27 protein-coding genes are annotated in these 26,614 nt (G+C 67.3%); 14 read left to right on the top strand and 13 right to left on the bottom strand.

Annotation, left to right across the window (positions count from 1 at the left end; genetic code table 11):
• The first annotated feature begins 41 nt into the window (after positions 1-41).
• Both ELY12_RS08920 and ELY12_RS08915 read left to right on the top strand, forming a co-directional pair.
• Complete coding sequence (locus ELY12_RS08920; RefSeq protein ID WP_126176347.1) at positions 42-1,367, top strand: replication-associated recombination protein A; 1,326 nt, start codon at positions 42-44, stop codon at positions 1,365-1,367.
• On the top strand, positions 1,364-2,239 hold the full coding sequence (locus ELY12_RS08915; RefSeq protein WP_126176346.1) for a hypothetical protein: 876 nt from the start codon (positions 1,364-1,366) through the stop codon (positions 2,237-2,239). The genes ELY12_RS08920 and ELY12_RS08915 overlap by 4 nt, the downstream gene beginning before the upstream one ends.
• Here ELY12_RS08915 and ubiA read toward each other — a convergent pair.
• Positions 2,236-3,138: a 4-hydroxybenzoate octaprenyltransferase gene (gene ubiA / locus ELY12_RS08910; protein ID WP_126176345.1), complete on the bottom strand. Its 903-nt coding sequence runs from the start codon at positions 3,136-3,138 to the stop codon at positions 2,236-2,238. The genes ELY12_RS08915 and ubiA overlap by 4 nt on opposite strands.
• 39 nt (positions 3,139-3,177) lie before the next feature.
• Here ubiA and ELY12_RS08905 point away from each other — a divergent pair, with 39 nt between their 5' ends.
• The 3 genes from ELY12_RS08905 to ELY12_RS08895 are packed head-to-tail and all read left to right on the top strand — an operon-like array spanning position 3,178 to position 5,655.
• A complete protein-coding gene (locus ELY12_RS08905; protein WP_126176344.1) occupies positions 3,178-3,924 on the top strand; it encodes a 16S rRNA (uracil(1498)-N(3))-methyltransferase in 747 nt (248 codons plus the stop codon).
• A gap of 45 nt (positions 3,925-3,969) precedes the next feature.
• On the top strand, positions 3,970-5,340 hold the full coding sequence (locus ELY12_RS08900; protein ID WP_126176343.1) for a glutamate--cysteine ligase: 1,371 nt from the start codon (positions 3,970-3,972) through the stop codon (positions 5,338-5,340).
• 15 nt (positions 5,341-5,355) lie between these two features.
• Positions 5,356-5,655, top strand: a complete 300-nt coding sequence (locus tag ELY12_RS08895) for a putative quinol monooxygenase (RefSeq protein ID WP_126176342.1) — start codon at positions 5,356-5,358, stop codon at positions 5,653-5,655.
• Between the two features lie 4 nt (positions 5,656-5,659).
• On the opposite strand, the gene ELY12_RS08890 is transcribed toward ELY12_RS08895, so the two are convergent.
• The 5 genes from ELY12_RS08890 to ELY12_RS08870 all read right to left on the bottom strand — a co-directional run bounded on the left by ELY12_RS08890 (position 5,660) and on the right by ELY12_RS08870 (position 11,453).
• Complete coding sequence (locus ELY12_RS08890) at positions 5,660-7,039, bottom strand: methyltransferase family protein (RefSeq protein WP_126176341.1); 1,380 nt, start codon at positions 7,037-7,039, stop codon at positions 5,660-5,662.
• Positions 7,040-7,099: 60 nt separating this feature from the next.
• A complete protein-coding gene (locus ELY12_RS08885) occupies positions 7,100-8,449 on the bottom strand; it encodes an outer membrane protein assembly factor BamB family protein (RefSeq protein ID WP_126176340.1) in 1,350 nt (449 codons plus the stop codon).
• A gap of 23 nt (positions 8,450-8,472) precedes the next feature.
• Positions 8,473-9,234: a tetratricopeptide repeat protein gene (locus tag ELY12_RS08880; protein ID WP_126176339.1), complete on the bottom strand. Its 762-nt coding sequence runs from the start codon at positions 9,232-9,234 to the stop codon at positions 8,473-8,475.
• A gap of 141 nt (positions 9,235-9,375) precedes the next feature.
• Positions 9,376-10,527, bottom strand: coding sequence for a glycosyltransferase (locus ELY12_RS08875; RefSeq protein ID WP_126176338.1), 1,152 nt, complete (start codon positions 10,525-10,527; stop codon positions 9,376-9,378).
• Positions 10,524-11,453, bottom strand: coding sequence for an alpha/beta fold hydrolase (locus ELY12_RS08870; protein ID WP_338142057.1), 930 nt, complete (start codon positions 11,451-11,453; stop codon positions 10,524-10,526). The genes ELY12_RS08875 and ELY12_RS08870 overlap by 4 nt, the downstream gene beginning before the upstream one ends.
• 49 nt (positions 11,454-11,502) lie before the next feature.
• On the opposite strand from ELY12_RS08870, the gene ELY12_RS08865 reads away from it, so the two are divergent.
• Complete coding sequence (locus tag ELY12_RS08865) at positions 11,503-12,921, top strand: protein adenylyltransferase SelO family protein (RefSeq protein ID WP_126176337.1); 1,419 nt, start codon at positions 11,503-11,505, stop codon at positions 12,919-12,921.
• An 11-nt stretch (positions 12,922-12,932) separates the two neighbouring features.
• Here the strand turns inward: ELY12_RS08865 and ELY12_RS08860 are convergent, their stop codons facing one another.
• Positions 12,933-13,508 (bottom strand): hypothetical protein, encoded by a 576-nt coding sequence (locus ELY12_RS08860; protein ID WP_206435807.1) that lies wholly within the window; start codon positions 13,506-13,508, stop codon positions 12,933-12,935.
• Positions 13,509-13,526: 18 nt separating this feature from the next.
• Positions 13,527-17,225: a beta strand repeat-containing protein gene (locus tag ELY12_RS08855; protein ID WP_164549464.1), complete on the bottom strand. Its 3,699-nt coding sequence runs from the start codon at positions 17,223-17,225 to the stop codon at positions 13,527-13,529.
• Between the two features lie 335 nt (positions 17,226-17,560).
• On the opposite strand from ELY12_RS08855, the gene astD reads away from it, so the two are divergent.
• Complete coding sequence (astD, locus tag ELY12_RS08850; protein ID WP_126176335.1) at positions 17,561-18,994, top strand: succinylglutamate-semialdehyde dehydrogenase; 1,434 nt, start codon at positions 17,561-17,563, stop codon at positions 18,992-18,994.
• Here astD and ELY12_RS08845 read toward each other — a convergent pair.
• Entirely contained in the window at positions 18,991-19,686 is a 696-nt protein-coding gene (locus ELY12_RS08845) for a hypothetical protein (protein WP_126176334.1), read from the bottom strand. The two genes, astD and ELY12_RS08845, sit on opposite strands and share 4 nt — an antisense overlap.
• Positions 19,687-19,823: 137 nt before the next feature.
• A complete protein-coding gene (locus ELY12_RS08840; protein WP_126176333.1) occupies positions 19,824-20,270 on the bottom strand; it encodes a glycine zipper 2TM domain-containing protein in 447 nt (148 codons plus the stop codon).
• A gap of 195 nt (positions 20,271-20,465) precedes the next feature.
• Here ELY12_RS08840 and rarD point away from each other — a divergent pair, with 195 nt between their 5' ends.
• The gene (gene rarD / locus ELY12_RS08835) at positions 20,466-21,362 is read left to right on the top strand and encodes an EamA family transporter RarD (protein WP_126176332.1); all 897 of its coding nucleotides are present in this window, start codon (positions 20,466-20,468) and stop codon (positions 21,360-21,362) included.
• Here the strand turns inward: rarD and pyrC are convergent.
• Positions 21,337-22,377 (bottom strand): dihydroorotase, encoded by a 1,041-nt coding sequence (gene pyrC / locus ELY12_RS08830; RefSeq protein ID WP_126176331.1) that lies wholly within the window; start codon positions 22,375-22,377, stop codon positions 21,337-21,339. The two genes, rarD and pyrC, sit on opposite strands and share 26 nt — an antisense overlap.
• Before the next feature lie 38 nt (positions 22,378-22,415).
• Here pyrC and ygfZ point away from each other — a divergent pair, with 38 nt between their 5' ends.
• The 4 genes from ygfZ to ELY12_RS08810 all read left to right on the top strand — a co-directional run bounded on the left by ygfZ (position 22,416) and on the right by ELY12_RS08810 (position 24,495).
• Entirely contained in the window at positions 22,416-23,144 is a 729-nt protein-coding gene (ygfZ, locus tag ELY12_RS08825) for a CAF17-like 4Fe-4S cluster assembly/insertion protein YgfZ (protein ID WP_126176330.1), read from the top strand.
• Positions 23,141-23,563, top strand: a complete 423-nt coding sequence (locus tag ELY12_RS08820; RefSeq protein ID WP_126176329.1) for a VOC family protein — start codon at positions 23,141-23,143, stop codon at positions 23,561-23,563. Before ygfZ ends, ELY12_RS08820 begins: the two co-directional genes overlap by 4 nt.
• A gap of 71 nt (positions 23,564-23,634) precedes the next feature.
• Positions 23,635-24,081 carry a DUF4442 domain-containing protein gene (locus ELY12_RS08815; RefSeq protein WP_126176328.1) on the top strand — a complete coding sequence of 149 codons (447 nt, stop codon included), beginning with the start codon at positions 23,635-23,637 and terminating at the stop codon, positions 24,079-24,081.
• 9 nt (positions 24,082-24,090) lie between these two features.
• On the top strand, positions 24,091-24,495 hold the full coding sequence (locus ELY12_RS08810; protein ID WP_126176327.1) for a DUF1801 domain-containing protein: 405 nt from the start codon (positions 24,091-24,093) through the stop codon (positions 24,493-24,495).
• A 21-nt stretch (positions 24,496-24,516) separates the two neighbouring features.
• On the opposite strand, the gene ELY12_RS08805 is transcribed toward ELY12_RS08810, so the two are convergent.
• The gene (locus tag ELY12_RS08805) at positions 24,517-24,984 is read right to left on the bottom strand and encodes a COG3650 family protein (RefSeq protein WP_126176326.1); all 468 of its coding nucleotides are present in this window, start codon (positions 24,982-24,984) and stop codon (positions 24,517-24,519) included.
• 13 nt (positions 24,985-24,997) lie between these two features.
• Here ELY12_RS08805 and ELY12_RS08800 point away from each other — a divergent pair, with 13 nt between their 5' ends.
• Together ELY12_RS08800 and ELY12_RS08795 are read left to right on the top strand one after the other, a co-directional pair.
• Positions 24,998-25,561, top strand: a complete 564-nt coding sequence (locus ELY12_RS08800; protein WP_126176325.1) for a hypothetical protein — start codon at positions 24,998-25,000, stop codon at positions 25,559-25,561.
• Complete coding sequence (locus tag ELY12_RS08795; RefSeq protein WP_241229794.1) at positions 25,558-26,040, top strand: YaiI/YqxD family protein; 483 nt, start codon at positions 25,558-25,560, stop codon at positions 26,038-26,040. The genes ELY12_RS08800 and ELY12_RS08795 overlap by 4 nt, the downstream gene beginning before the upstream one ends.
• Position 26,041: 1 nt before the next feature.
• On the opposite strand, the gene ELY12_RS08790 is transcribed toward ELY12_RS08795, so the two are convergent.
• Positions 26,042-26,614: a DUF4142 domain-containing protein gene (locus tag ELY12_RS08790; protein ID WP_126176324.1), complete on the bottom strand. Its 573-nt coding sequence runs from the start codon at positions 26,612-26,614 to the stop codon at positions 26,042-26,044.

The following is a 26,614-nucleotide window of genomic DNA, read 5'->3' as shown; positions in this document are numbered from 1 at the left end:
GCCCTCCCGGATCAAAGCGCGATTTCCTATGTTGGATGGAGATGGCCGATCTCTTCCCCGACACGGTTGCGTCCCCCCCTGCCCGCAATGACGAGCCGCGCCCCGACGCGCCGCTGGCCGACCGGCTGCGCCCGCGCGCGCTCGACGAAGTGGTGGGGCAGGAGCACCTGACCGGGCCGGAAGGCGCGATCGGCCGGATGGTAGCGGCAGGCCGCCTCTCCAGCATGATCCTGTGGGGCCCGCCCGGCACCGGCAAAACCAGCATCGCCCGCCTGCTCGCCGACGCGGTGGGCATGCGCTTCGTCGCGATCAGCGCGGTGTTCTCGGGCGTGGCCGACCTCAAGAAGGCCTTCGCGGAGGCCGACAAGGCAGCCGAGGGCGGCCAGCGCACGTTGCTGTTCGTGGACGAGATCCACCGCTTCAACCGCGCGCAGCAGGACGGCTTCCTGCCCTTCGTCGAGCGCGGCACGGTGACGCTGGTCGGCGCGACGACCGAGAACCCGAGTTTCGAGCTCAACGCCGCGCTCCTCAGCCGCGCGCAGGTGCTGATCCTGCACCGGCTGGACGCCAAGGCACTGTGCAAGCTGCTCGACAAGGCGGAGGAGCTCGAGGGCCCCCTTCCCCTCACCGCCGAAGCGAAGGACGCGCTGGTCGCCAGCGCCGACGGCGACGGGCGCTTTCTGCTCAATCAGGCCGAGACGCTCTACGCGGCGAAGATCGACCACCCGCTCGATCCCGGGGAACTGGGCAAGTTCCTCCAGCGCCGCGTCGCGGTGTACGACAAGGACCGCGAGGGGCACTACAACCTCATCTCGGCGTGGCACAAATCGCTGCGCGGTTCCGATCCCGATGCAACCCTTTATTACCTCGCTCGCATGCTGGTTGCAGGGGAGGAGCCGCTGTTCGTCCTCCGCCGTCTGATCCGCGCCGCGATCGAGGACATCGGCCTCGCCGACCCGCAGGCGGTGGTGCAGTGCCTCGCCGCCAAGGACACCTACGAGTTCTTGGGATCTCCCGAGGGCGAGCTCGCGATCGTGCAGGCATGCCTTTACTGCGCGACCGCGCCCAAATCGAACGCCGCCTACATGGCGCAGAAGGCCGCTTGGCGCAGCGCCAAGGAGACCGGCAGCCTGATGCCGCCGCAGAACATCCTCAACGCGCCGACCAGGCTGATGAAGGATATCGGCTACGGCAAGGGCTACGCCTACGACCACGATGCCGAGGACGGCTTCTCGGGCGCCAACTACTGGCCCGAGGAGATGGAGCGGCAGACTTACTACGATCCGGCCGAGCGCGGGTTTGAACGCGAGATCCGCAAGCGCATCGAATACTGGAACAAGCTGCGCGCCGAGCGCCACGGCGAGTGAGGCCGGGTCGCTTTCAACACTTCGCCGCGATCGACTGGTCGGGCGCGGCGGGCGAGCGCCACGCCGGGATCGCGGTGGCGATCTGCGATGCAGGCGACAGCGCGCCGCGGATCGTGCGGCCGGGCCACAAATGGTCGCGGGCAGAGGTCGCGGACTGGATCCTCAAGAAGATGCCATCGGAGACGCTGGTCGGGCTCGACATCTCGGGATCGCTCGCCTCGGCCGACCAAGGCGCCTACTTCCCCGGCTGGGCCGACAGCCCGCCCGATGCCCGCGCGCTGTGGGCGATGGTCGAGGCGATGTGCGCCGATGACTTGCACCTCGGTGCAAGCACCTTCGTCGATCACCCCGAGATTGCTCGGCACTACCGCCGCCACGGCGGGCGCGAGGGCGATCTGTTCGGCGGCGGCATCGGCCGGCTGCGGGTGACCGAGCGGCTCGGCCAAATCGCCCTGGGGTGCCGGCCGACCAGCAACTTCAACCTCGTCGGCGCAAGCCAGGTCGGCAAGGCGAGCCTCACCGGCATGCGCGTGCTGCAACGGCTCGACGGCAAGATCGCGCTGTGGCCGTTCGACCCCCTGCCCGAGCACGGATCGGTCGCGGTCGAAATCTACACCACCATTGCCGCCATCGCTGCGGGGCGCACCGCGTCGCGTAGCAAGCTGCGAACCTATGCGGAACTCAACGAAGCGCTGGCCGCGATCGGCAGCAAGCCGGTGCGCGGGCGCGGCCCAATCGACGATCACCGCTCCGACGCGCTGCTCGCCGCCGCATGGCTGCGCTCGGTCGCACACCGCCCGGAGCACTGGCACCCGCCCGAGATGACCCCCGAGATCGCCCGCACCGAAGGCTGGACGTTCGGCGCGCTCTAGGCGTTGCCGACCACAAAGCACGCCGCCGCCACCAGCGCCCCGGCGAACCGGTTGGAGCGGAAGCGCTCCAGCGGATTGGCGGGATCGGCTGGGTCAAGCGTCGAGACCTGCCAGGCGAGGTGCAGCGCCGCCGGGACGAGCGCGAGCAAGGCAATCGGGTCTCCGCGCAGCAGCCAGAACGCGAGCAGCCACAACGCGACGGCCGCGGCGTAGAACAGCGCCACGCCGGACTTCACATGGCGGCCGAGCCTGAGCGCGCTCGAGCGAATGCCGACCAGCGCGTCGTCCTCGCGGTCCTGCAGCGCGTAGATCGTGTCGTAGCCCATGCACCAGAAGAACGCCCCGGCGTAGAGCGCGCCCGCGACCTCCAACTGGTCGCCGCGCAAGCTCACCCAACCGACCAGCGCCCCCCAGGTGAACACCAGCCCCAGCCACGCCTGCGGCCACCACGTGATCCGCTTCATGAAGGGATAGGCGGCGACCAGAACCAGGCTCGCCAGCGCAACCAGTTCGGTTTGCCAACGCAGTTGCAGCAGCACAACGAAGCCGACGAGGCACAGCGCCAGCAGCCAGCCCCACGCGAGCTTCGCCGACACCCGGCCGCTCGCCACCGGGCGGCTGGCGGTGCGCGCGACCTGCCTGTCGAGATCGGCATCAACGATGTCGTTGTAGACACACCCCGCCCCGCGCATCGCGATGCTGCCGAGCAGCAGCCAACCGACCAGCGCGAGCTGCCACCCCGCTCCCGCCAGCCACACGCCCCAGGCGCACGGCCAGAACAATAGCCACCAGCCGATCGGCCGGTCGAACCGCGCCAGCATCGCAAGATCGCGCACGCGTTGCGGCAACCGGGCGACAATACCGCGATGCTCGCTGTCGGGGACGATCGCTTCCGCCATGGCTTGTCCCCTACCGCCGCGCATGCCACCTGCAAAGCGATGACCGCGACCCCCGCCTGGCCGCCGAAGAGCACCCCGCGCCTGTTCGTCGACCGCGAGCTGGCGGTTGGCGCCGAGGTGCCGCTCGATTATCCGGAAGTGCGCTATTTCTTCTCGGTCCTGCGCCTCAAGGAAGGCGATCCGGTCCGCCTGTTCGACAACCGTACCGGTGAATATATCGCGCGGTTGGGAGCGATTGCTTCGGGCCGCTCCTCCGCGCGGATCGAGAGCCTCCTGCAACCCCGCGAGCTGACCCCCGACCTGTGGCTTTGCGCCTCCCCCATCCAGCGCGACAATTTCGCGCTGGTGGCCGAAAAGGCCTGCGAGCTGGGAGTGCGCAAATTCGTCCCGGTCGAAATGCGCCGCAGCCAGGTGCGGCAGATCAACGCGACCCGGCTGGTCAAGCGCATGATCGAAGCGGCCGAGCAGTGTGAGCGCACCGCGCTGCCCGAAGTTGAACCTCTTGTGCGGCTCGAAAAGCTGCTTTCGGAGTGGCCTTCGGACCGTATGCTGTTCTTCTGCGACGAGCGCGGCGGCGACCCCGCGCCCGCGGCGATGGCCGCGCATCCCGGCCCTGCGGCGATCCTGATCGGGCCCGAAGGCGGATTCGACGACAGCGAGAACGCCGCGATTCGCGCGCTGCCCCAGGCGGTGCCGGTCTCGCTCGGGCCGCGCATATTGCGGGCGGAAACCGCTGCGATTTCAGCGGTTACGCTGTGGATGGGCACTGTCGGCGACTGGGCATGATGAAATCGCTGGCGCGCGGCATTTGCGTTTTCTAGTGCAACCGGCATGAGCACGCGGCAGGCCTCCGACGCCGAGGATCCAATCATCGAAAGCCGCGACCAGCTCGTGGCGCCCATGGCGAACGGCGAAAAACCGCGCGAGAACTGGCGCATCGGCACCGAGCACGAGAAGCTCGTCTATCGCCGTAGCGACCACGCCGCGCCTTCGTACGACGAGCCCGGCGGCATCCGCGATCTGCTGGTCGAACTGCAGGAGTTCGGCTGGCGCCCAGTCAAAGAGGGCGGCAAGATCATCGCCCTCTCCGGCCCCGACGGCGCGATCAGCCTTGAGCCCGCCGGCCAGCTCGAGCTCTCCGGCGCGGCGGTCGAGAACCTGCACCAGACTTGCGAGGAAGCCGGCCGTCACCTCGCGCAGGTGAAGGCGGTCGGCGAGCGGCTGGGGATCAGCTTCCTCGGCCTCGGCATGTGGCCCGACAAGACCCGCGCCGAGCTGCCGATCATGCCCAAGGGCCGCTACGAAATCATGCTGCGGCACATGCCGCGGGTCGGCAGCCTCGGCCTCGACATGATGCTGCGTACGTGCACCATCCAGACCAACCTCGATTATTCGAGCGAGGCCGACATGGCGCAGAAATTCCGCGTCAGCCTCGCGTTGCAGCCGCTCGCCACCGCACTGTTCGCGAACTCGCCGTTCACCGAGAGCAAGCCCAACGGCTACCTCAGCTACCGCAGCCACATCTGGTCGGACACCGACCCCCACCGCACGGGCATGATCCCGTTCGTGTTCGAGGACGGGTTCGGCTACGAACGCTACGTCGACTACATGCTCGACGTGCCGATGTACTTCGTGTTCCGCGACGGGAAGTATATCGACGCCGCGGGCCTCAGCTTCCGCGATTTCCTCGACGGCAAACTCTCGGTCCTGCCGGGCGAGAAGCCCCGCCAGGCGGACTGGTGGGATCACCTGTCGACCGCCTTTCCCGAGGTGCGCCTCAAGTCGTTCCTCGAGATGCGCGGGGCCGACGGCGGCCCGTGGAACCGCATCTGCGCGCTGCCCGCGCTGTGGGTCGGCCTGCTCTACGACCAGGGCGCACTCGACGCCGCGTGGGACCTCGTCAAGCACTGGTCGATGGAAGAGCGCGAGGCCTTGCGCAACGCGGTCCCCAAGCTCGGCCTTGACGCCCCGATCCACGGCGGCCGCACCTTGCGCGACATCGCGCCCGAAGTGCTCGCAATCGCGCGGGCGGGCCTCGCGGCGCGCGGCGCGCTCAATTCGAGCGGCGACAACGAAACCGGCTTTCTCGGCCCGCTCGACGATATCGTCGCCAGCGGCACGGTGCCGGCGCAGCGGTTGCTCGACCTCTACCACGGCGAGTGGGCGGGCGACGTGACGCGGGTGTACGAAGAAAGCTTCTAAAAGGGAGATGCGGCGATGATCCTGGTGGCTGGCACGGTGCGCGTGGCGGAAGGCGGGCTCGACAAGGTGCGCGAGGCGATGGAGACAGTTCTCGCCGCGACCCGGCAGGAGGATGGCTGCATCAAGTACGCCTACGCGCGCGATGTGCTCGATCCCGACCTGATGCACGTGTCCGAACTGTGGCGCGATGCCGATGCCCTGCGCGCGCACGGCGCCGCGCCGCACATGAAGCCGTGGGGCGCGGCGATGCGCGAGGCAGGCGTGATCGAGCGCGACCTGAAGATGTACGAAGTCGGCGAGGGAACGCCGCTCTAGGACCTTACTCGGCGGGGCTTCCCACCAGCCCCGGATCGCGCAGCCGCCAACGCAAGTGGCGCTTGAGCCGCACCAACGGCGCGGTGATCAGTCCGTGCTCGCTCATCCACGTGTGATAGGCGCGGTATTTCGGATCTTCGGCCCACAGGTGCTCTTCTTCGGTCCGCGCGCGCCAGAAGTAGATCGCGTTGACCGCGGCGAGGCAGACGGTGTTGCGGATGACGTCGGTGGCCGAACCATTGGTCACCAGGAACGGCAGCGTCGACAGCCACCAGAACGCATTCTTCGACACGTAGGCAGGGTGGCGGCAGAAGCGGTACGGCCCGTTGGTGAGCACCCCGCGATAGGTCAGGTTGGAGAAGCGCAGGCCGAAAGCAAAGGTCGCCCAGGCATAGATGCCGGTGAGCGCGACCAGCAGGCCAGCCCAACCCCACATCAGCAGCGGATGGCCCGCCAGCCAGTAGCTCCAGTTGGCGTCGCCCTTCCCCGGGGTGCCGAACTCGTAGCCGAGCATCCCGTCGCCCATGAAGGTATAGACGAACGGCGGGTAGCACATCAGCGCCGCGACCCAGCCGGCGAGCAGCGGATTACCGCTGCGGATATGCGCGTCGAGCGGACGGAAGGTCACCAGATAGCCGACCGTGCCGATTTGCACGTCGATCAGGAACAGCAGCGTGACCAGCGCGAGGCCAAGCCCGGTGGGATCACGCAGCATCTGCGCATAATCGGCGTTGACCGCCGCTTCCCACCCAGAGGGCAAGATCGAGATCATGAACGCGCCGAAGAACCCCTTGATGATCCATGCGCGCCAGTGCTTCTTCACCTCGGCGGGATCGTAAGCCTCGCGCCCCAGCAGCATCGCGCCGAAGTGCCACGCGTGGTCGCGCGGATTGACCATGTAGCGGTCGAGCCACAGCACATAGGGCACCGCAAGAACGAACATCGGAATGGCGGCCGCTTTCAGCACGCCCATCGCGAACAGATAAGGCTCGGCCCAGTACCAGCGCCCGAGGCAGTAGATGCCGGCGATCACTATCCAGGTCACCCACAGCGCGGCGATCTTGACCAGCGACACCCGCATCGTCTCGTGCAGCGGGCGTGCGCGCGACCAGTCGATCCCGGTCGATGGGCGCCGGTGCGCCTTGTCGACCAGCAAGGTGACCGCGATCATCGGCAGGACCGACCACAGCATCGCGGTGATCGCGGCGTAGGGTCCATCGAGTCGCGCGCGCGGTCCCGGCACGCCGAACGCATCGGCGACCGCCGGCCAGTGGCGGCAGACCAGGAACCAGGCGAACATGCCCGCGAGCCCGGCCAGGCCCACCCACGCCGAGACATCGCTCGGCGGGCGCGAATGCACGGGCGGATGATCGGACGCGCTCATCGGCGCCCGGATTTAGCGGCTAACGGTTAACAGCGCGGCAAAGGATGCCGCCCTTGTCCCTTACCGGTAGGCGTGAATGGTCCCGCCGTCGTCGAGAACGTAAAGCGTGCTGTTCGCCACCACCGGCGCCAGGCTGATCGGCGACTTGACGGTCTGGAACAGCGAGGACGATCCCTCGCCCGGGCTCACGCGGTAGATCTGGCCTTGCGTATTGGCCACCCACAGGTTGTTGCCCGCGAGCACCGGACCGGTCCAGAAGATCGGATCCTTCTTCTTCTCGACGTTGCGCCAGCGGCCAAGGTCGGTGATCCAGCGGACCTTGCCGTTGCCGCGCGCGATTGCGAGCAGGCGGGCGTCGTCGGTCAGGGTGAAGATCCACTCGCCCGCCACCGCCGGGGTCGAAATGCCCGCGAGGTTCAATTCCCAGATGCGCTGGCCGGTGACCAGCTCGTAGGCCGCCATGCGGCCACCTTGGCCGAGCGCATAGACGCGGCCCTGGTCGATGATCGGATCGGCGTCGATGTCGGTCAGCGCGCCCACCTCGGTCGAGATCGAAGTGCGCGCGAGCGCATCGGCCCACAGCGAGCGGCCGTTCTCGTAACGGTACGCGATGAGCTCGCCACTCGAATAGCCCGCGATGACGGTGCCGGCGCCGGCCGCGGGGGCCGCGACGCCAAATACGCCGGTCTGCGCGTTCGATCCGCTCTCGTTCCACAACTGCTTGCCGTCCGCCGCGTTGAGCGCGAAGATCTGGTTGTCTTGCGTCATCACGTAGACCGAGCCGAACGCGATGGTCGGCGATCCGCGGAGCGGGCCTGCCGGCTTGACCTTCCAGATCTGGCTCCCGTTCGAAGCGTCGAGCGCGAGCACTTCGCCCACGCCGTTGGTCACGTAGACGCGGCCTTGGTCGTAGCTCACCCCGCCGCCGAAGTTGGCCGCGCGCAGGTTGCCGTCGACCTCGGCAGTGTGGGTCCAGGCCCTCGCGCCGGTGGTCGCGTCGAACGCGTTGACCACGCCGTTGGTGTCCTCGACGAACAGCATCCCGCCCCCGATGACCGGCGCGGCGGCGAGGCGGCGGCGCTGGCTCGAACCGGCAATCTTGACGCTCCACACCTCGCCCAGGTTGTCGCCCAGCGCGAGGTGGCCGTACGACTTGCCTGCGGTGCCGCCGGCTTGCGCCCATTCGGTATTCACCGTCGCCGGCGGCAGCACGACCGAAACGCCGGCCAGCGACGGATCGACCTTTGCGCCTTCGATCTTGGACAGGATCGGCACCCGGTTGCCTACGGTCGGCGTGACCGACTTGTCGCCGCTGCCGAAGATACCGCCCTTGCAGGCGGCCAGACTGAGCGAGAGCGCGAGCGCGAGCGCAACGCGGCCGGTAGTGAAAAGGGCCTTGGCAGTCGTCATCGGCTGTCGGTTCCTAGCTGTGGTTATTCGGCCGCGGTGGGCTGCTTGAGCACGGTGTCGACGTCGTCGATCGCGTCGACGCCGAGCAGGCCGGCCATCTGCCGCGTGCGCGACTTCAAGGTCTCGGGTGTATTCTTGTCTTTGGCGATCGCGCCGAACAGCGTGCCCGCTTCGGCGGTCTTGCCCTGGTCGAGATAGGCCATGGCGACGATCTCGCCCGCCGGGCCGAACCAGGGGTTGCCGGGGACGGCGAGCGGCTTGAGCTTGGCGACCACCTCGGCCGGCTTCATCCGGTCGTAACGCGCGGTCACCGCGCGGATCGTCGCCAGGTCGCGCATGGCCTGCGGCGCATCGCCATCGGCGGCGACGGTATCGTAGAGCTTTGCCGCCTCTTCTGGTTTGGATTGCTCCATCGCGATCCCGGCCTTGAGCAGCTGCGCGGCGGCCTTCGCTCCGTCGCCGCCATCGGCGATGATCGGGTCAAGCGCGGTCGAGGCGCTGCCGAGATTGCCGCGTTCGACCTGGTCGAGCGCGCTCACCAGCGCTTCGGAATCCTTTTCCTGCGCGGCGGTCTGGCGGTGGTCCCAGAACAGGTATCCGCCGAATAGCGCGAGCGCGATGATCACGGCGATGCCGACGGGGCGGCCATAGCGCTGGGCGGCTTCGGCGTATTGGTCCTGGCGCACGGCATCGTCGACCTCCCGCAGCAGGACATCGTCCTGCGCGGCCTGGGCGCGGGCGCGCTTTTCTTCCGGGGTCAGCGAGTTGTCGGGTCTCAGAGCCAAGCGGTGATGCTTTTCGTTTCGTGCCTAATGCGAAGGCCGGGAATCCGGTCGGCGCGTCTTTACCCTAAGGGCGGGTCAATTCAACTTCCAAACCGGGTTGATACCCAGCCGGTGAATGCGATGTGAAGCGCGTCGCTCGCGTCAGGGCAAGCTCGCCCGCCCCATCGCGCTCGCGTAGAGCCGGCGATAGGCCTCAATCATCGGTTTTTCGTCGAACCGGGCACGCGCGGCCGCGCGGTTGGCCTGACCAAGCCGGGCACGCAGCGCGCCATCGTACGCGAGCGCCGAGAGCGCATCGCCGAAGGCGGTCTCGTCGCCTGCGGGGGTGATCAGCGGGCGGTTTTCGTCTGACACCATCTCGTCGATGTCGCCCACCGCCGGCGCGGCGATCGGCAGTCCAGCCGCCATCGCCTCGACCAGCGAGATCGGGAACTGCTCGCTGTGCGACGACAGCGCGAAGATATCGAACAGGCCGACATAGCGCGCCGGGTCGGCAACGAAGCCGGGGAGGTGGACGCGATCCTCGATGCCGAGCCGCTCTACCTCGGCACGGATCGCGGCTTCCTCCGGGCCCTCGCCGACGATCACCAGCTGCCACGGCTCGGGCAGGCTAGCGAATGCGCGGACCATCGCGGTGAGGTTCTTCACCGGTCGCAAACCAGCAAGCGTGCCGACCCACAGCTCGCCCTTGCGCTTGATCACGCCGCGCAAGGCATCGGCGCGCGGGGTCTTGGCGAACGCGGCGGTATCGATCCCGTTGGAGATGCGCCGCACCCGCCCGATCGGCTGCGCCCAGGTGGTGAGCGCGATTTCCTCGAGCGTTTCGGACGGCACCACCAGCCCGCGCGCCCGGCCGAGCGCGATGCGGCGGTACCAATTGCGCTTGGGCTTGAGCCCGTCCTGCTCGTCGGCGTTGAAGCCGTCTTCGTGGTGGACCAGAGGGGGTAGCCCGAAAGCCTGGCCGAACAGCGTGTTCGCCATAACCGCGTCCATCGCGCCCCAGTTGTAGGTGAGCACGAGGTCGTAGCCGCGCATCGCCAGCGCCAATCGCTTGAGCCGCCCCGGCGTCGGCAGGCCCGTGAGCGGCGGGAAGTCTGCCGGCCACTCGACCTTGATCGCACGTGAAATCTCTCGCGCGGCGACGGTTTCCTCGGGAATGCCCGACACTATCGCATGGGCGACCTTGGGCCCGAACGCGTTCATCAGCCGGACCGCGCGCCGCTCCTTGCCCCCAGCCGCAAAGGTGGAGTGCAGGTGAAGAATACGCGCGACCGCGCGGTCGGCAGCGCTCATGCGACCTGGGCGAGCAATGCGTCGATCGCTGCGAGCGATTCGGGCTCCGCAAGCGTCGGCGCGTGCCCGGTGCGCGGGATGGTCACGACCGCAAGCTCCGGTACGCGGCGCTTCATTTCGGCGGCGGTTTCACGCGATATGATCGCCGAGGTTTCGCCGCGCAGCAGGGCCAGCGGGCGACCCTTGAGCGCCTCGAACGCCGGCCACAGATCGGCCGCCGCCGGTGCTGCGTCGGCATGGAACGGCGCGGCGATGCCCATGTCGTAGTCGTAGGCTACGCGGCCATTGGCCCCGAGCGCCATGACCCGCTTGGCCATCGCTAGCCAATCCTCGAGCGCGAAGTCGGGATGCACCGCGCCGTGCAGCTCCTGCAGCGCGCGCGCCGCATGGATCCAGGTCGGGAAACTGCCGCCCTGCCCCACGTATTCGCGAATTCTCGCAATCCCGGCCTCATCGACCACCGGGCCCACGTCGACCAGCGCAGCCGCCGCGATCCGCTCAGGATCGGTCAGCGCCAGCAACATCGTCATCAACCCACCGAGCGAGGTGCCGATCGCCACGAAGCGCGCGATGCCCTCCTGCTCCAGCAGCGCCGTCAGATCGGCGACATATTGCAGCGGATTGTAGGTCGCAGTGTCGGACGCGTAGTCCGACATTCCGCGCCCACGCATCTCCGGCACCTGCACCCGCCACTCACCGGCCAGGCGCTCGGCCAGCGCCGCGCCGTCGCGGGCGTTACGGGTGAGTCCGTGGAGGATGATCACCGGCGGACGGTCGCTGCGGCCCGCGTAGTCGCGATAGTGCAGCTTCAGCCCATCCGCAGACTGCCAGTAGCGATCGGTCCACGATCGCTCGGCAGTGGTGCGGTCCGGGCTCGCGCGGTCGAGACTGTCCATCGGTCCTTCGAATTCCCTGGGCTCGACCATTGCGGGCGCGGCGCTTGCATGGCCGTGCCCGTGCCCCCACTATCGCCCGATGGGCCGCGAACCGCAACCTGTCGCGAACACGATCGAGCCGGGCGCTTACCGGCCCGCGAAGCCCCTGCTCGCGCTGGCCGACTGGTTGGCGGACCCGGTGCGGCCAGCGGACTTCCCGCAGACCGAGCTGCGTTGGCGCAACGATCGGTGGGCGGCAGCGGTCGGGCTTGACGGATTGTCGGATGCCGAATGGATACGGCACTTCGCGCGCTTCGATCCGCTGCCGGATACCCTGCCGCAACCGCTCGCGCTGCGCTATCACGGCCATCAGTTCCGGGTGTACAATCCCGAGATCGGCGACGGGCGCGGGTTCACTTTTGCGCAGATGCGCGACGCGCGCGGACGGTTGCTCGAGTTGGGCACCAAGGGCTCCGGCACCACCCCTTATAGCCGCACCGCCGACGGCCGGCTGACGCTGAAGGGCGCTGTGCGCGAGTTGCTCGCGACCGAGATGCTCGAAGCGCTCGGTGTCGATACCAGCAAGACCTTCTCGATCATCGAGACAGGGGAAGAGCTGCAGCGCGGCGACGAGCCTTCACCCACCCGCTCGGCAGTGCTCGTGCGCCTGAGCCACGGCCATGTTAGGATCGGCACCTTCCAGCGTCTCGCGGTGCTCGAAGAGAGCAATCACATGGCGCAACTCGTCGACTACTGCCTGCGTGAGTTCCCCGGACCCTTACCGCCAGACGATGCGCCGGGGCGCGACGAGCCCGCGGTGATTCTGATGCACCAGGTCGTCGAGCGCCTGGCCGATCTCGCCGCGAGCTGGATGGTCGCGGGCTTCGTCCACGGCGTGCTCAACACCGACAACATGAACGTATCGGGCGAAAGCTTCGACTATGGTCCGTGGCGCTGGCTGCCGCGGTGGGACCCGAGCTTCACCGCCGCCTATTTCGACCACGCAGGACTCTACGCCTTCGGCCGTCAGCCCGAGGCGCTCTACTGGAATTGCGGCCAGCTTGCGATCGCCCTGAGGCAACTTGCCGAAGGCGCGCCGCTGCTTGCGGCCCTGGAGCGATTCGGTCCGCTGTACATGGCGAACGTCCGTCGCCGGTGGCTGTGGCGGCTGGGCCTGGAAAGCCTGGGCGAAGAGCGCGATGCGATGCTCGTCGGCGCGTGTGAGGCGGCGATGAGCGAGAGCGGCGAGCCGCCCGACACCTTCTTCTACAAGCGTCGCTTTTCGCGCCAGGATGACAGCCCCCTGCGCGACGCGCTGGAGGGGTATCCGCTCACGCAGCACCACGACGCAAGGTCAAGCTCGGTGCAACCCCCGTCTCTGGTGATTGATGAAGTCGAGCGTCTGTGGGCCCCCATCGCCGAACACGATGACTGGCAACCGCTTCAGGCGACTGTCGAACGGATTCGCGCGTTCGCTGTGGAACTAGGTAAACCGCCAACGCCAGCCGGACACGCCTGACCTTCCGCGGCTCAGCGTTTCCGCGGTGTCGGCCGGGTGGAACTCGATGTCGTAGCGACCGGTCCCGGAGGGGCGGTAGCCATCGTAATCGGCTGGATATCGATCCCGAACAGCTTCCAGCGACCTTGCTCCCACTGGTAGTACAAATCGAACTGGATTGCGCTAGGGCGGAGTTGGAAAACGCCCTTCACCTCGAACACATCCTGCTGAATCTGACGCGGCGCTTCCAAGAAGGTGGGCGCAATCAGCAAGGCATTCGACAGGTCGATGCGCGTTTCCCGAAGACTGGCGAAAATCTGCGACAGACGTGCCGGATCGTTGTTGATCTGAAAGCCCTGCGCCGACATGTCCCGCAGGACCGAATAGTTGCCCGAGCGATTGGCATGGTCGACCGCGAGCAGCGTCGACCAAATCATCTTGGTCATTTCCAACTGATCGGGAACCGGGCGGGCTGAAACCGGCGGCTGGATCGTACCGTGCGACTGAGCCGCGAGCGGGGTGTTCCCCAATGTGCCTGCGGCGAGGGTAAAAAGAAATGCCGGGGCGAGGCGCCCCGGCATTCCGAACTTGCATGAAATCAGTGTCATGCTTGCATGTGTAGCGGCTTACCAGGCAACCTGGAAGCCACCACGTGCACCGACTTCACCGCTGTCGAAGCCAACGCCGAGGCCGGCCGAGACCGAGGCATTCTCGCCCACGCGGGCCGACAGGGCCATCGTACCGGCAGCGTTGTGCTGGTAATAGCCGATGCCACCCGAGAGACCGAAGTTGGTACCCGCCGGCAGCGACGGCGATTCCATCGCCAGCCCCATCGCAACGCCCTCATAAGCCTTGTCGAGGCCGCCGAAGAGCGAGTTGATCTGGGTCTGTTGCGCCGCCGTCAACGACTGCAGCGAGTTGATGCTGGCGGTATTCGCCGCAACGTTGGCGTTGGTCGTAGCGAGCGCCGCTGCCGTGGCGAGCGAGTTGGTCGCGACGCCCTGACCCAGCGTGCCCGATCCATCGACCGTGGCGAAGAAGGTCTGACCCGTCTGCGCCGCCGTGCTCGAAGCGAGCGAGCCGATGGTGACCGAGCTGCCCGTGCCGCCCAAGACGACCTGGTTGTTGCGAGTAGTCGTCGCGCCAAAGCCGACCGCGGTCGAACCTTGGAACGCCGCGGTGGCGCTCTGACCGACTGCCGTGGCCTGGAGGCCCGAGGCGGTCGCCTGGCGGCCGACGGCGACCGATTGGTTGCCGCTCGCGGTGGTCTGCCAGCCGATCGCGGTTGCACCCGTGCCGAGCGCGGTCACCTCGCCGCCGATCGCGGTCGAGTGGAAGCCAGCCTGCGCCTGGTCACCCATCGCAACGGCGTCCTCGAAATTCGCTTGAGCAGCGTTGCCGATCGCGATCGAGGTGGTACCGGTCGCCGAAGACACCCGCCCGACGGCGACTGCCTGGAGACCGGTTCCGTCTGCGCCGTTGCCGACCGCAACCGCCTGGTCACCGGCCGCAACCGCGTTGGCGCCATAAGCCGCCGCGCCGCGTCCGCTGGCCGCCGAGAGGTAACCGCTCGAGGTCGCGAAGGTCCCGGCCGCACTGGCAAGGGTACCGACCGCAACCGACTGGTCGCCAGTGCCGTCCGCAGCATTACCGACTGCGACCGACTGGGCGCCAGCTGCGACGGCATTGGCGCCGAATGCCGAAGCGCCGCGCCCGCTCGCCGCCGAAACGTAACCGATCGAGGTAGCGAAGGTGTTTCCAGCGCTGGCGAGCGTACCCACCGCGACCGACTGGTCGCCGAGGCCGTCAGCGGCGTTGCCGACCGCAACCGACTGGACGCCGGTGGCAACCGCGTTGGCGCCGTAAGCCGACGAGCCACGGCCGATGGCGGATGAAATGTACCCGTTCGCTGTCGCAAAAGTCCCCGTCGCACTGGCTAGCGTACCCACCGCAACCGACTGATCACCGAAGCCGTCTGCGGCGTTACCGACGGCAACCGACTGGGTGCCGGTCGCAACCGCGTTGGCGCCGTATGCCGACGAACCGCGCCCGCTGGCCGACGAGATGTACCCGTTCGCTGTCGCGAAGGTCCCCGTCGCACTGGCTAGCGTACCCACCGCAACCGACTGGTCACCGAAGCCGTCTGCGGCGTTACCGACTGCAACCGACTGGGTGCCGGTCGCAACCGCGTTGGCGCCGTATGCCGACGAACCGCGCCCGCTGGCCGACGAGATGTACCCGTTCGCGGTTGCGAAAGTCCCCGTGGCGCTGGCGAGGGTGCCGACGGCAACCGACTGATCACCGAAGCCATCCGCAGCGTTACCGACGGCAACCGACTGGGTGCCGGTCGCGACGGCATTGGCGCCGACAGCCGACGAGCCGCGGCCCAGCGCTGCGGAGATGAAGCCTACCGAGGTAGCGAATGTATTGTTCGCGGCCGAGCCCGACCCAAGCGCAAGCGCCTGATCGCCCGTAGCGTTGGCATCGTTGCCCAATGCGACCGACGAGAGGCCCGCCGCATCGGAGTTCAAGCCCAGCGCAACCGAACCGTCGCCGAGGGCGGTGTTGGTATCGCCGATTGCCACGGCGCCGTCGCCGATCGCGGTGTTGTCGTTACCGACTGCAACCGCACCCGCGCCGACCGCCACGTTGGGATCGCCGATGGCAACCGCGCCGTCACCGGTGGCAGTCTGGTTTTCACCGATCGCCACCGCGCCGTTACCCGTAGCGGTCGAGGTATCGCCGGCGGCGAAGGCGCCGGTTCCCGTCGCGGTGTTCGTGCCGTTGCCCGAGCCAACCACGACATTGCCCGCGCTTGAGGCAGCGAGGGTCGCGTTCAAGGTCTGCAGGTTGATGGCGTCGGTCGCGTTGACCGCGTCACCGACATTGGTGATGCGCCGTTCGAAGCCGGCCTGGCCTACAGAGACAGTGTTGTCTTCGTTCGCCACCGAGCCCTGGCCGAGAGCCACCGAATTCACGCCGTTCGCAAACGTGAAGTTCCCGATCGCGGTCGAATTATCGGCCGTCGCATTGCTGTTCTGGCCCACCGCCGTGCTCGCCAGGCCGTTCGCGTTCGAGAACTGGCCAACCGCAGTGGCTGCGAAGTTGTTCGCGGTCGAGTTCGCACCCACGGCTGTCGAGAGATCAGCGGTCGCCTGGGAAAACTGACCGTAAGACGATGCAGCGACCCCGGTGGCCGTCGACGAGGTACCTACCGCGGTGCCGAGGAAGTTAGCAACGCTGAAGGCGCCCACCGCCACACCATAGTCGGCGGTTGCGGTCGCAAGCTGTCCCACAGCAACTGTGCCGACGCCAGTGGCGACAGCCTGAGTGCCGTACGCGGAGCTGAAATCGCCGGTTGCACGGGAGTTCTGCCCCACCGAAGTACCGCTGTTGCCGGCAGCCTGCGAGCCGATGCCAACGGTGACCGACTGGGCACCCGATGCAACCGTGAAGCTGCCTAGCGCGACAGCGCCACCGCCCGTCGATTGCGTGCTTTGACCAATCGCGATCGCGTTCTGGGCGTTGGCGAGCGAACCGTTACCAACTGCGGTCGAGCTAATTCCGGTAGCGTCCGCATTGTAGCCAACCGCGGTCGCCGCGTTCGCGGTGGCGTCGCTCTCGGCACCCAAGGCGATCGTGCCATTGCCGGTCGCAAGCGAGCTCCAACCGACTGCAGTTGAGGCACCACCGCTAGCCTGCGCCACAGTACCAAAGGCACTGCTTACCGCACCCGACGCGAGAGCACCCGAGCCATTCGCGGTTGATGCGTTGCCGCTTGCAGTCGCGCCTGAACCCGTAGCGGTCGAGAAATTCGTCGAGGCAACCGAAAAAGCGCCCGTCGCCGTGGAACTTTGACCCGAGGCGTTGGCGAAGGTGCCCGTAACCGTCGTAAAGTCGGCAGTACCCTCCGCGCCGACACCGACAACCGTCGCCTGGCCGCCGCTCGCGAGTGCGCCTGTTCCGACAGCGATGCTGCCACCGCCGCTTGCGGTCGCCGCCGCGAGGTTGTTTGCCGGATCCGGGTCTACATAGTTGCTACCGATTGCAGTCGAAGCCTCGCCGGTGGCGCTGGCCTGCGAACCGACCGCGGTCGAGTTCGCGCCCGTCGCGGTAGCGGCTGTCCCACACGCAAGAGTATCGGCAGTGCCGTCCGACACGGCGCCGCCATCAGTGTCGCCCGCGCTCGCGGTTCCGTCACCATCGGTGTCGAGCAAGCATTCAGCGGCAGCAACCTGGGTCGGCGCGGTCAGTGCGAGCGCCGCCATCGTGCCGACGGACGCAGTAACGGCCAGCGCGGCCAGACGGGAAAGATTGGTCTTCATGGCAAGCATACCCCTCATCGCGCCTGCCCCACAGGGAGCAGACGATTACAAATCTCCGGCTAACGCCGGGCTAATGTCTGCAACCCCTGTTGCCGGTCTTCGTCCCGCTGAGCAGCGGTCGAGTCCAGTCAATTGCGGCCGTTAGGATGCACCGCAACGGCCCGGCAACACAAGAGGATTCTTCGAAAAATCGTGCGGAAACGAATATTTCGTTGCGTAACGCGGTCTTCACCATGTCCTCCCACTGGACCGAAACCGCGCTCTCGCTAGAAGCCGCTCGACGTTAACTTCAAACTTACTTTGCGCGGCGGCGGCGGCGCGTTTACGGGACAGGCTTGGCCAGCAGCGAAATCATTTCCGTCGAGCCGGCGACCGGCGTCGAGTTGTGGCGCGGGGGCGCCGGTGACGTCGACGCAACGGTCGACCGGGCCCGGCGCGCCTGGCCGGCGTGGGCCGCGCAGCCGCTCGCCACTCGGATCGAGCTCGTCCGCCGCTTCGCTAACGAAGTGCGCAAGCAGGCCGACAAGTTCGCCGAACTGATTGCGCGCGAGACCGGCAAGCCGCTGTGGGAGGCGCGCACGGAGGTCGAGGCCGTCATCGCCAAGGTCGATATCTCGGTCAGCGCCTACGCCGAGCGGACCGGGCAGAAGAAGCTCGACTCTGCGCTCCAGGGTACCTCGGCCGTCCGGCACAAGCCGCACGGCGTGATGGCGGTGCTAGGGCCTTATAACTTCCCTGCGCACCTTCCCAATGGGCACATCATCCCGGCGCTGATCGCCGGCAACGTGATCGTCTTCAAGCCGAGCGAGAAGACACCGGCAGTGGGCGAGTTTCTGGTCGGCTGCTTCCATCGCGCCGGCATCTCGGCGGCGGTGGTCCAATTGCTGGTCGGCGGTCCGGCCGAGGGCCAGGCGCTGGTCGCGCACCGCGATGTCGACGGGGTATTGTTCACCGGCAGCGTTCAGGCGGGCATCGCGATCAATAAGAAGCTCGCCACCAATCCCGGCAAGATTGTCGCGCTGGAGATGGGCGGCAACAACCCGATCGTGGTGATCGACACCCCGCTGGTGACCGACGCGGCGATCCTGGTGATCCAGAGCGCTTTCACCACCGCCGGCCAGCGCTGCACCGCGGCGCGGCGGCTGATCGTCAAGGCGAGCATGTACGATGCGCTGGTGAGCGAGGTGAAGAAGCTCGCCGACCGGATCGTGTTCGACCATCCGTTCGCCGATCCGGTTCCCTTCATGGGCCCGGTGATCGACAACAACGCCGCCGACCAGCTCACCGAGAGCTTCCTCTACCTGCTGTCCAACGGGGGCCGGGCGATCAAGCACATGCAGCGTCCGCGTGAAGGCCTGCCGTTTGTCAGCCCCGCGATCATCGACGTAACCGCGATGAAGGACCGGCCCGACGTCGAGCTGTTCGGCCCCTTGCTGCAGGTGGTGAAGGTCGACGACTTCGACCAGGCGATCGCGGAAGCGAACAACACGCGCTTTGGCCTCAGCGCCTCGCTCGTCGGCGGCAATCCGCAGGACTACAACCGGTTCTGGGCGAACGTCCGCGCCGGGATCATCAACTGGAACCGGCCGACCAGCGGGGCGAGCAGCAAGGCGCCTTTCGGCGGGCTCGGTTTGTCTGGCAATCACCGCCCCGCCGCCTTCTACGCTGCCGATTACTGCGCCTATCCGGTGGCGAGCACCGAGATGGACCAGCCGCGCGCCAGCCTTGGCGCCGGCTTCCGCGAGGAAGTGCGCAAGCCCGCGGCCTAGCCGCTCACCGTGGCCAGCTCGACGATCGTCTGGCCGGCCGCTTCGTGCGCGCGCAGGTCGAACGCCAAATCTTTACCCTGCCCGCGGACAACGGTTGCCCGGCCCGCAGTCAGCATCGCAGGCGCCAGCCCAGCCGTCCGCGCGCGCTGCCAGTAAAATGCGGCGATTTCATCGACAGGGATAGCCGTCGCGAAGACCACCGCGGCAACGCGGCATCCTTTTCCATCTCCACCGGACGCGGCGAGCGTTCTCCCACGCGGATAGACGGGCAGCGCGGCTGGTAGCTTCGCGCCCCAAATCGTAGAATCGCGCAAGACCGCCTTGCAAGCCGTCTTGTTCGCCAGCAGCGCCAGGTGATCGGCCGGACTGTGATCAGCGGCGAGCGAAGCAGTCGTGCCACTCGGCTCCGGCACCGGACCGATCGCGTCTTTTCCGAGAAGAGCGGCAGCCTCGGCGCGCGCCGCGGCGATCGCTTCGGGGCTAGCCTCCAGTACCGGCAAAGCGCCGTCGACCTTCACCGTCAGCGCCGCAGCACCCTCATTGCGCGAGGACAGGTCGGGGTCGGTCATCAGCGGATCGTTGAGCGCCTGTTCCACCGCCGGATCACGGCGCTCCTTGGCCGCCGGCTCCTCGTCTGCCGAACACGCCGCAAGCGCCAAAGATAAAACAAGAAGCGCGGCAGGACGAACCATGTGCGCGGACCTAGCCGATCATGCGCGGCATAAAAAGAAGGCGCCTCCCGCCAGGAGCGAGAGACGCCTTCCGCGACCCCCTAGGGGTTCGCGCTTGCGGCCATGGGTGGGCATGACCGCGAAGCTTGGGTGTTAGATCAGCGGCACTGCGAGCTGCCCTTGTCGACCGCGCGGCCGAGCAGGGCGCCAGCCGCGCCCCCGAGGATGGCGCCGAGCGTGCGGTCGCCGTTGCGGCCAGCGATCTCGCGGCCGAGCAGCGCACCGCCCGCACCGCCGATCAGCAGACCGGTCGTGCCATTCGAACGTTTGCAGTAGTAGCGGCCGTCGTTGCCGCGCCACACCTGGCCGTTATAGCCATTGTAGCTCTGCTGCCGGTAGGAGTTGCCGTAGGTCTGGTATCGGTTGTCGTACCGCTCGTAGCCGCGATGGCGACCGCGGCCGTTGTCGGCGTTGACGTCGCCCCACACGGCGCTGTGCGAATAGGCGGCGCTGTGCGCAGCCGGCGCGGCGAGCGCGGGCGTGGCCATCGCCAGACCCGGAACGGCCAGGGCCAGCGCGGCGGTCTTGAACATGGATTTGGTCATCGGGTCTTCCTTTCGTGCGACCGGAGCGTCTTGGGGGCGCTCTCTATGCGTTCATAAATACGCCGCTGAAACTGAACGAAGCGCAACCGGCGATGCAGGTTTGAAATAATTTTCAGAGGCCGAAGATTTTCGCCGCCGCACTCGGCGAAGCGCGGTTGTGAGGGCGTGCAGGGGGGCTTACGGGCACTCGCCAAGATGAACGAAACTCCCGCCTCGTCCCGTTCCGGCCTGCCCGCGGCGCTCGGCGCCTACCTCATCTGGGGGTTCCTGCCGCTCTACCTGATTCTCGTGCAAAGCGTGCCGCCGGTCGAGTTCGTCGCGTGGCGGATCGTGTGGACCCTGCCGCTGTGCCTGGTCATTGCCGGGTTCCGGCACCAGCTGCCGGAAATCCTCGCGGCGCTGCGCAGCCCCAAGGTGCTCGCTACGCTGACGCTGAGCGCGGCGCTGATCGGCATCAACTGGCTGGTCTATATCTGGGCGATCCAGACCGGCGAGGTCTATGCGGCGAGCCTGGGCTACTACATCAATCCGCTGATCAACGTGCTGCTCGGCACCGTGTTGCTCGGCGAGCGGCTGAGTGCGCGCGGCTGGACCGCGGTTGTTATCGCCGCCGCGGGGATCGCCCTGCTGCTCGGCGGCGCGCTGACCACGCTGTGGATCAGCCTGACGCTGGCGCTCAGCTTCGGCGCGTACGGCCTGCTCAGGAAGCGCGTGCCCGTCGGCGCGCTGCCCGGCCTGACGATCGAATCGCTGATCCTGCTGCTGCCGGCGTTCTGCGTGATTGGATGGTACGCGAGCGCCCCGCAGGGATCCTCGTTCGGCCACGAATGGCCGCTCAGCCTGCTAATTGTCCTGGGCGGGGCGCTGACCGCGATCCCGCTGTGGCTGTTTGCCGTCGCGGCGCGGCGGATGGCCTACTCGACGCTCGGGTTCGTCCAGTTCCTGTCACCGACGATTGTGTTCGTGCTTGGCCTGACAGTGTTCGACAAGCCGCTGCTGCCCGCGCAGCTCTGCGCCTTCATCGCGATCTGGATCGCCATCGCGGTGTTCGTATGGGACCTGCGTGCTAGCCGGACGCCAATCGCCACCTGAGCGTCTCGCCCGCGTGGAACGGCACGACGGAAGTGCCGGCAGCGTCGATAGTGTCAGGGACGACGTGGTCTACCGGCACGAGGGTAACCAATCCTTCGTTGACCGGCAGGCCGTAGAACGCGGGGCCGTGGAGCGAGGCGAAGCCCTCGAACCGATCGAGCGCGCCCTCGTCCTCGAACACTTGCAGGTAGCTCTCCAGCGCAAACGGCGCGTTGAAGATGCCCGCACAGCCGCAGCTCGATTCCTTGTCGTGCTTGGCGTGCGGCGCGCTGTCGGTGCCGAGGAAGAACTTGGGCGATCCCGAGGTCGCCGCCTTGCGCAGCGCCAGCCGATGCTTCTCGCGCTTGGCGACCGGTAGGCAGTAGGCGTGCGGGCGGATGCCGCCGACAAGCATGGCGTTGCGGTTGAGGTGGAGGTGCTGCGGCGTAATCGTTGCCGCCACATTGGAGCCCGCGCTCTCGACGAACGCGACACCCTCCCCGGTGGTCAGGTGCTCGAGCACGATCTTGAGGCCGGGAAAGCTCCGCACCACCCGCTCGAGGTGCCGCGCGATGAACACCGCCTCGCGGTCGAACACGTCGATCTCGGGATCGGTCACTTCGCCATGGATGCACAGCACCAGCCGCGCCTCTTCCATCGCAGCGAACACGGGATCGAGCCGCGCGATATCGCTCACTCCATGCGCCGAGTTAGTGGTGGCGTTGGCGGGATAGAGCTTGGCCGCAGTCAGCACCCCTTCCGCCTTGCCGCGCACGAGATCGGCCGGATCGGTGTGATCGGTGAGGTAAGCCGTCATCAGCGGCTCGAACGCAGTGCCCGGGGGCAGCGCGGCCATGATCCGCGCGCGGTAAGCCTGCGCGGCCGCTGTCGTGGTGACTGGCGGCGAGAGGTTCGGCATCACGATCGCCCGGCCGAACTGGCGCGCGGTATGCTCCACCACGCCCTCCAGCATGGCGCCGTCGCGAAGGTGGACGTGCCAGTCATCCGGGCGGCGAATAGTGAGGGAATCGGCCATCGCTTCCCCTTATGCGAGCGCGCTCCTATCTGTCACCCATGCCCGCCACTCGCCTGTTCGACCGCGCTGTCATTCGCATCTCCCCCCAGGCCGAGGGCGAGGATGCGACCGATTTCCTGCAAGGCCTGCTGACTAACGATGTCAGCGGCCCGCTACCGGTCTACGCGGGCCTGCTGACCGCGCAGGGGAAGGCGCTGTTCGATATGATCGTTTGGCCGGGCGCATCGGGCGATTTGCTGCTCGACTGCGAAGCGGCGGTTGCGGACGAGCTGCTCAAGCGGCTCTCGCTCTATCGCCTCCGCCGCAAGCTCGCGATTTCCCGCGACGACGACTTGGCGGTGCACTGGGCACGTGAGGCTGAAAGTGCCGGCGATCCCCGTCTTCCCGCGCTTGGCCACCGCTGGCTTGCCCCCGCGTCTGAAGACGACGAGGCTTCCGACGCCGCCTGGCTCATCCATCGCCTTGCTCGCGGCGTACCCGAAGGTCGCGCTGAGCTGGGCGACATCCTATGGCTCGAGACCAACGCGGCCGAACTCAATGGCGTCAGCTTCACCAAGGGCTGCTATGTCGGGCAAGAGAACACGGCGCGGATGAACTGGCGGCAGAAGGTCAACCGACGCTTGCTGGTGGTCCCGCTCGATCGGTCCGACGAGAGCCGGCGCAAGGTCGCATATCCCGAGCTTGGCTACGCGGTCGATCACTTGCGGACCGAGACGATTGATCCCGCCCTGCTGCCGGCCTGGCTCGATCTTGCGTCCAGCGGATGACCCGGCAGCACATCGCTCACATCGCGCTGGTGGTCCGGGACTACGACGAGGCGATCGCGTTCTACGTCGGCAAGCTCGGGTTTGTCCTCGTCGAGGACACCTACATCCCCGAGCAGGACAAGCGCTGGGTGGTGATCCGCCCGCCGGGCTCAGGCCCAGGCGCGGCGACCATCCTGCTTGCGCGGGCCGCCGACGAGCACCAGGCCCGGTATGTCGGCGATCAGGCTGGCGGCCGGGTGTTCCTGTTTCTCGCCACCGACGATTTCGCCCGCGACCACGCAGCGTTCACCGAAGCGGGCGTCGAGTGGCACCGCGGTCCGGCCACGCACGATTACGGCACCGTCGCGGTGTTCCGCGATCTCTACGGCAACTTGTGGGACCTCATCGAATTCGCACCTGGTCACCCGCTGGCGGGCTGACCCTTCACGCTGGGCAGAAAATCTGGCTTCCTCAATAGAAGCGCCGAATCGCGCGCCAGAGAGGACGCCGCATGACCGAGCAAACCGCGCAAAGAACCTACCGGGTGCCGATGGTCGAGCGCACGGGCATGCGCCGGTTGGAGGAAGCGCGCGGCCATTCGAAGCTGCTGATGCCGCTCGAGGGCAATGCCAACCACGTCGACGTCATGTACCTCGGCGCCTTCTGCATCTTGGCCGAGGCGGCGGCCGCGGGCCCCGGCATATCGATCCTCGACACCGCGCGCTTCTTTCCGATCGTCAAGGATATCGCGGTCGACTTCCACCGCATGGCCGCAAGCGACGTCACCGGCGAATTCACGCTGACCGAAGAGCAGATCGGCGACCTGCTCGCCGACCTCGAACGCAAGGGCAGCGCGGGCTACCTGGCCGAAGTACCAATGCACGATGATGCGGGCACGCTGGTCGCCACCGGTCGGGTGACGATCAAGCTGCTGAGCCACAACTGGAAGCGCAGCTAGGCGTCGGAGATGGCGCGAGCCAAGCTCCTGTCAGGCGGCAATCCGCAGATCGCCAAGGGCTACGGCGAGGCGCCAATATGCGCCTATCTCGACGCGGTGCCGGGCTGGAAGCAGGCGGCGTGTCGGCAGATCGACGCAATCGTTTCGGAACAGGTCACCGGCGTCGAGAAGGCGATCAAATGGAACTCGCCATTCTACGGCACGGAGAAGGACTGCTGGTTCCTCTCGTTCCACTGTTTCGACCGTTATGTGAAGGTCACGTTCTTCCGCGGCGCCGAGCTATCGCCGCCTCCCGCCGAAACCTCCAAGTATCGCGCGGTACGATATCACCACGTGCGCGAGGGTGAGGAGTTGGGTGAGCAATTTGCAGACTGGGTGCGCCAAGCCGCGGCCTTGCCCGGTGAGAGAATGTAGGCGGCCCTCTATGGGACCAGCTTACGCCCCGCCTTCGACCGGCGTGAAGCTGCGCCGTTCGGTCCAGGCGCAGCCCTGGCGTTGTTCGCCGCCCACTTGCAGCGTCGCGGTGAACGGATAGGTGCGGTCGCTCATGCCGTCGGAGCACGAGCCTTCGGTCACCGCCAGGACAAACGGCTGGGCCTGCCAGGTCCCGCTCCACGATACACCCCCGCGGCCGGCGAAACGCTTGACCGTGATCGCGTCGCCATCGGGCTTGTCCGGGGTTGAATAGGTCAGCAGCGTGCCGCTCACTTGACCGCCCCAGAACGGCTCAGTGCCGGTGAAGCGCACGGTCTCATCGGCATGTATGCCATCGTAGGCGTGGGTGTCGCTGGTGTCGCCCGGCACTCCCGACGCGCTCGCACTTGGTGCGGCATCGGGGGCGGGTGCCGAATGGCAAGCGGCCAGCGCAAGAGGCGCGGCGAAGAGGGCGTCGCGGAGCTTCATTCCGGTGTGACGCATGGCGCTCGGCACGGTTCCCGAGCGCGGGAACATGCGGCGCCGCCGGTGCATTGAAGCGGCAATGAGAACAATGCACTCCGGAGCGAAAGCCATGCAGGCCACGCCCTTGTTTATCGGTGCGTGCGTGCTCGCGTCGATTGGCGGGATCGTCAGCGGCGCGACCATCAATACGCAGCCCCTTCAGCGTGCGGGTATCGGGATGGACGAGATCAATCGCCCGGCCGTCGCGTTCGACCCATCAGACAACGGCCTGAGCGATCAGGTCGCGCTGCCCGATCACTACGCGCTCAAAACCCCCGAAGGCCGTTTCGAGGTGGCCGAATTGTCCAACCGTGGGCTCTACGCCCAGGGCCGCTTCGGCTGGCGTGAGACGGTGTGGAGCCCGCCCGAGGACACGTTTGTCGAAGATCCGGAACCGGTGGTAGAGGATTGGTCGCAGACGCGGGCCGAAGAGCCAGTCCCTCCGCCACAAGCCTCTCCTGTGCAGCCGGTCGCAGACCCCGCTCCGCAGATCGGGCAGGCGCATATCATCGACGTCGCGAGCGCGCTCGCCGCGCAGTGACCGCAGCCGCGCCCGGCCCGGACGGCGTGCACATCTTGGTCGATGCTGACGCCTGCCCGGTGAAGGACGAAGTGTACCGCGTCGCCGCGCGCCACCGCGTGCCGGTCAGCGTGGTCAGCAACGCGCCCTTCCGCATCCCCGACAGCCCGCTGGTCAAGCGCGTGCTGGTGAGCGACGCCTTCGACGCTGCGGACGACTGGATCGCTGAGCACACGCGGCCCGGCGTGGTGGTGATCACCGGCGACATCCTGCTCGCCGACCGCTGCCTCAAGGCTGGCGCGACGGTGCTGGCGCATACCGGCAAGCCGTTCACCACCGCCTCGATCGGCGGCGCACTGGCGACCCGCGCGATCATGGCCGACCTGCGCGCGGGGGCGGACGGCATCACCGGCGGTCCGCCTCCGTTCGCGAAGGCGGACCGCTCGCGGTTCCTGCAGTCGCTCGATACCGAGCTGGTGCGGCTCGCCCGGACCCGCTGAATTATTTCAGGTTGCGGGCCTTGCTCAGGTGCCCCTCGACCACCGGCGCGGTCTTGGTGGCGAACGCCTTGAGATCGGCATTGTCGCCACTCTGGCTGTAGCCCTGCAGCATCGACAACGCCATCTCGTGCGCGGCGACCTGCTGCTGCTGATAGGTCGCATCGAAGTTGTCGCCCGCGTTCTTGAGCGCGTCGAGATCGGACTGCTGCTTGGCAGTCAGCTTTGGATTGACCATTACGCCTTCGGCCTTGCCAGCCGCGGCCTTGAGGTCGGCGGTCGACTTGGTGTGGTCGGTGACCATCATCGCGCCGAAATCCTTGACGGCCTGACTTTTGCCCATCTGCTGGGCGAGCTTGCCGGCCTCGACCTCGAACATGTCGCTGGCGGAGGCCATGTCGACGAACGCCTGCGCGGTGGTCGGGGTCGCGGCGTCAGGAGTGGCGTCCGGATCGACCGTCGCCGGCTCTGTCATCGCGGTGTCGGAGGCGGTGGTATCGGCGGTGGTGTCTTCGGCGGTGTTGTTGCACGCGCTGAGCGCAAGCACAGCGGCGGCGGTGAGCAGGCGATATTTCAT

The sequence above is a fragment of the Tsuneonella rigui genome (assembly GCF_003958625.1).
Taxonomy (GTDB): domain Bacteria; phylum Pseudomonadota; class Alphaproteobacteria; order Sphingomonadales; family Sphingomonadaceae; genus Tsuneonella; species Tsuneonella rigui.
This window is presented reverse-complemented; position numbering and strand designations above follow the sequence as displayed.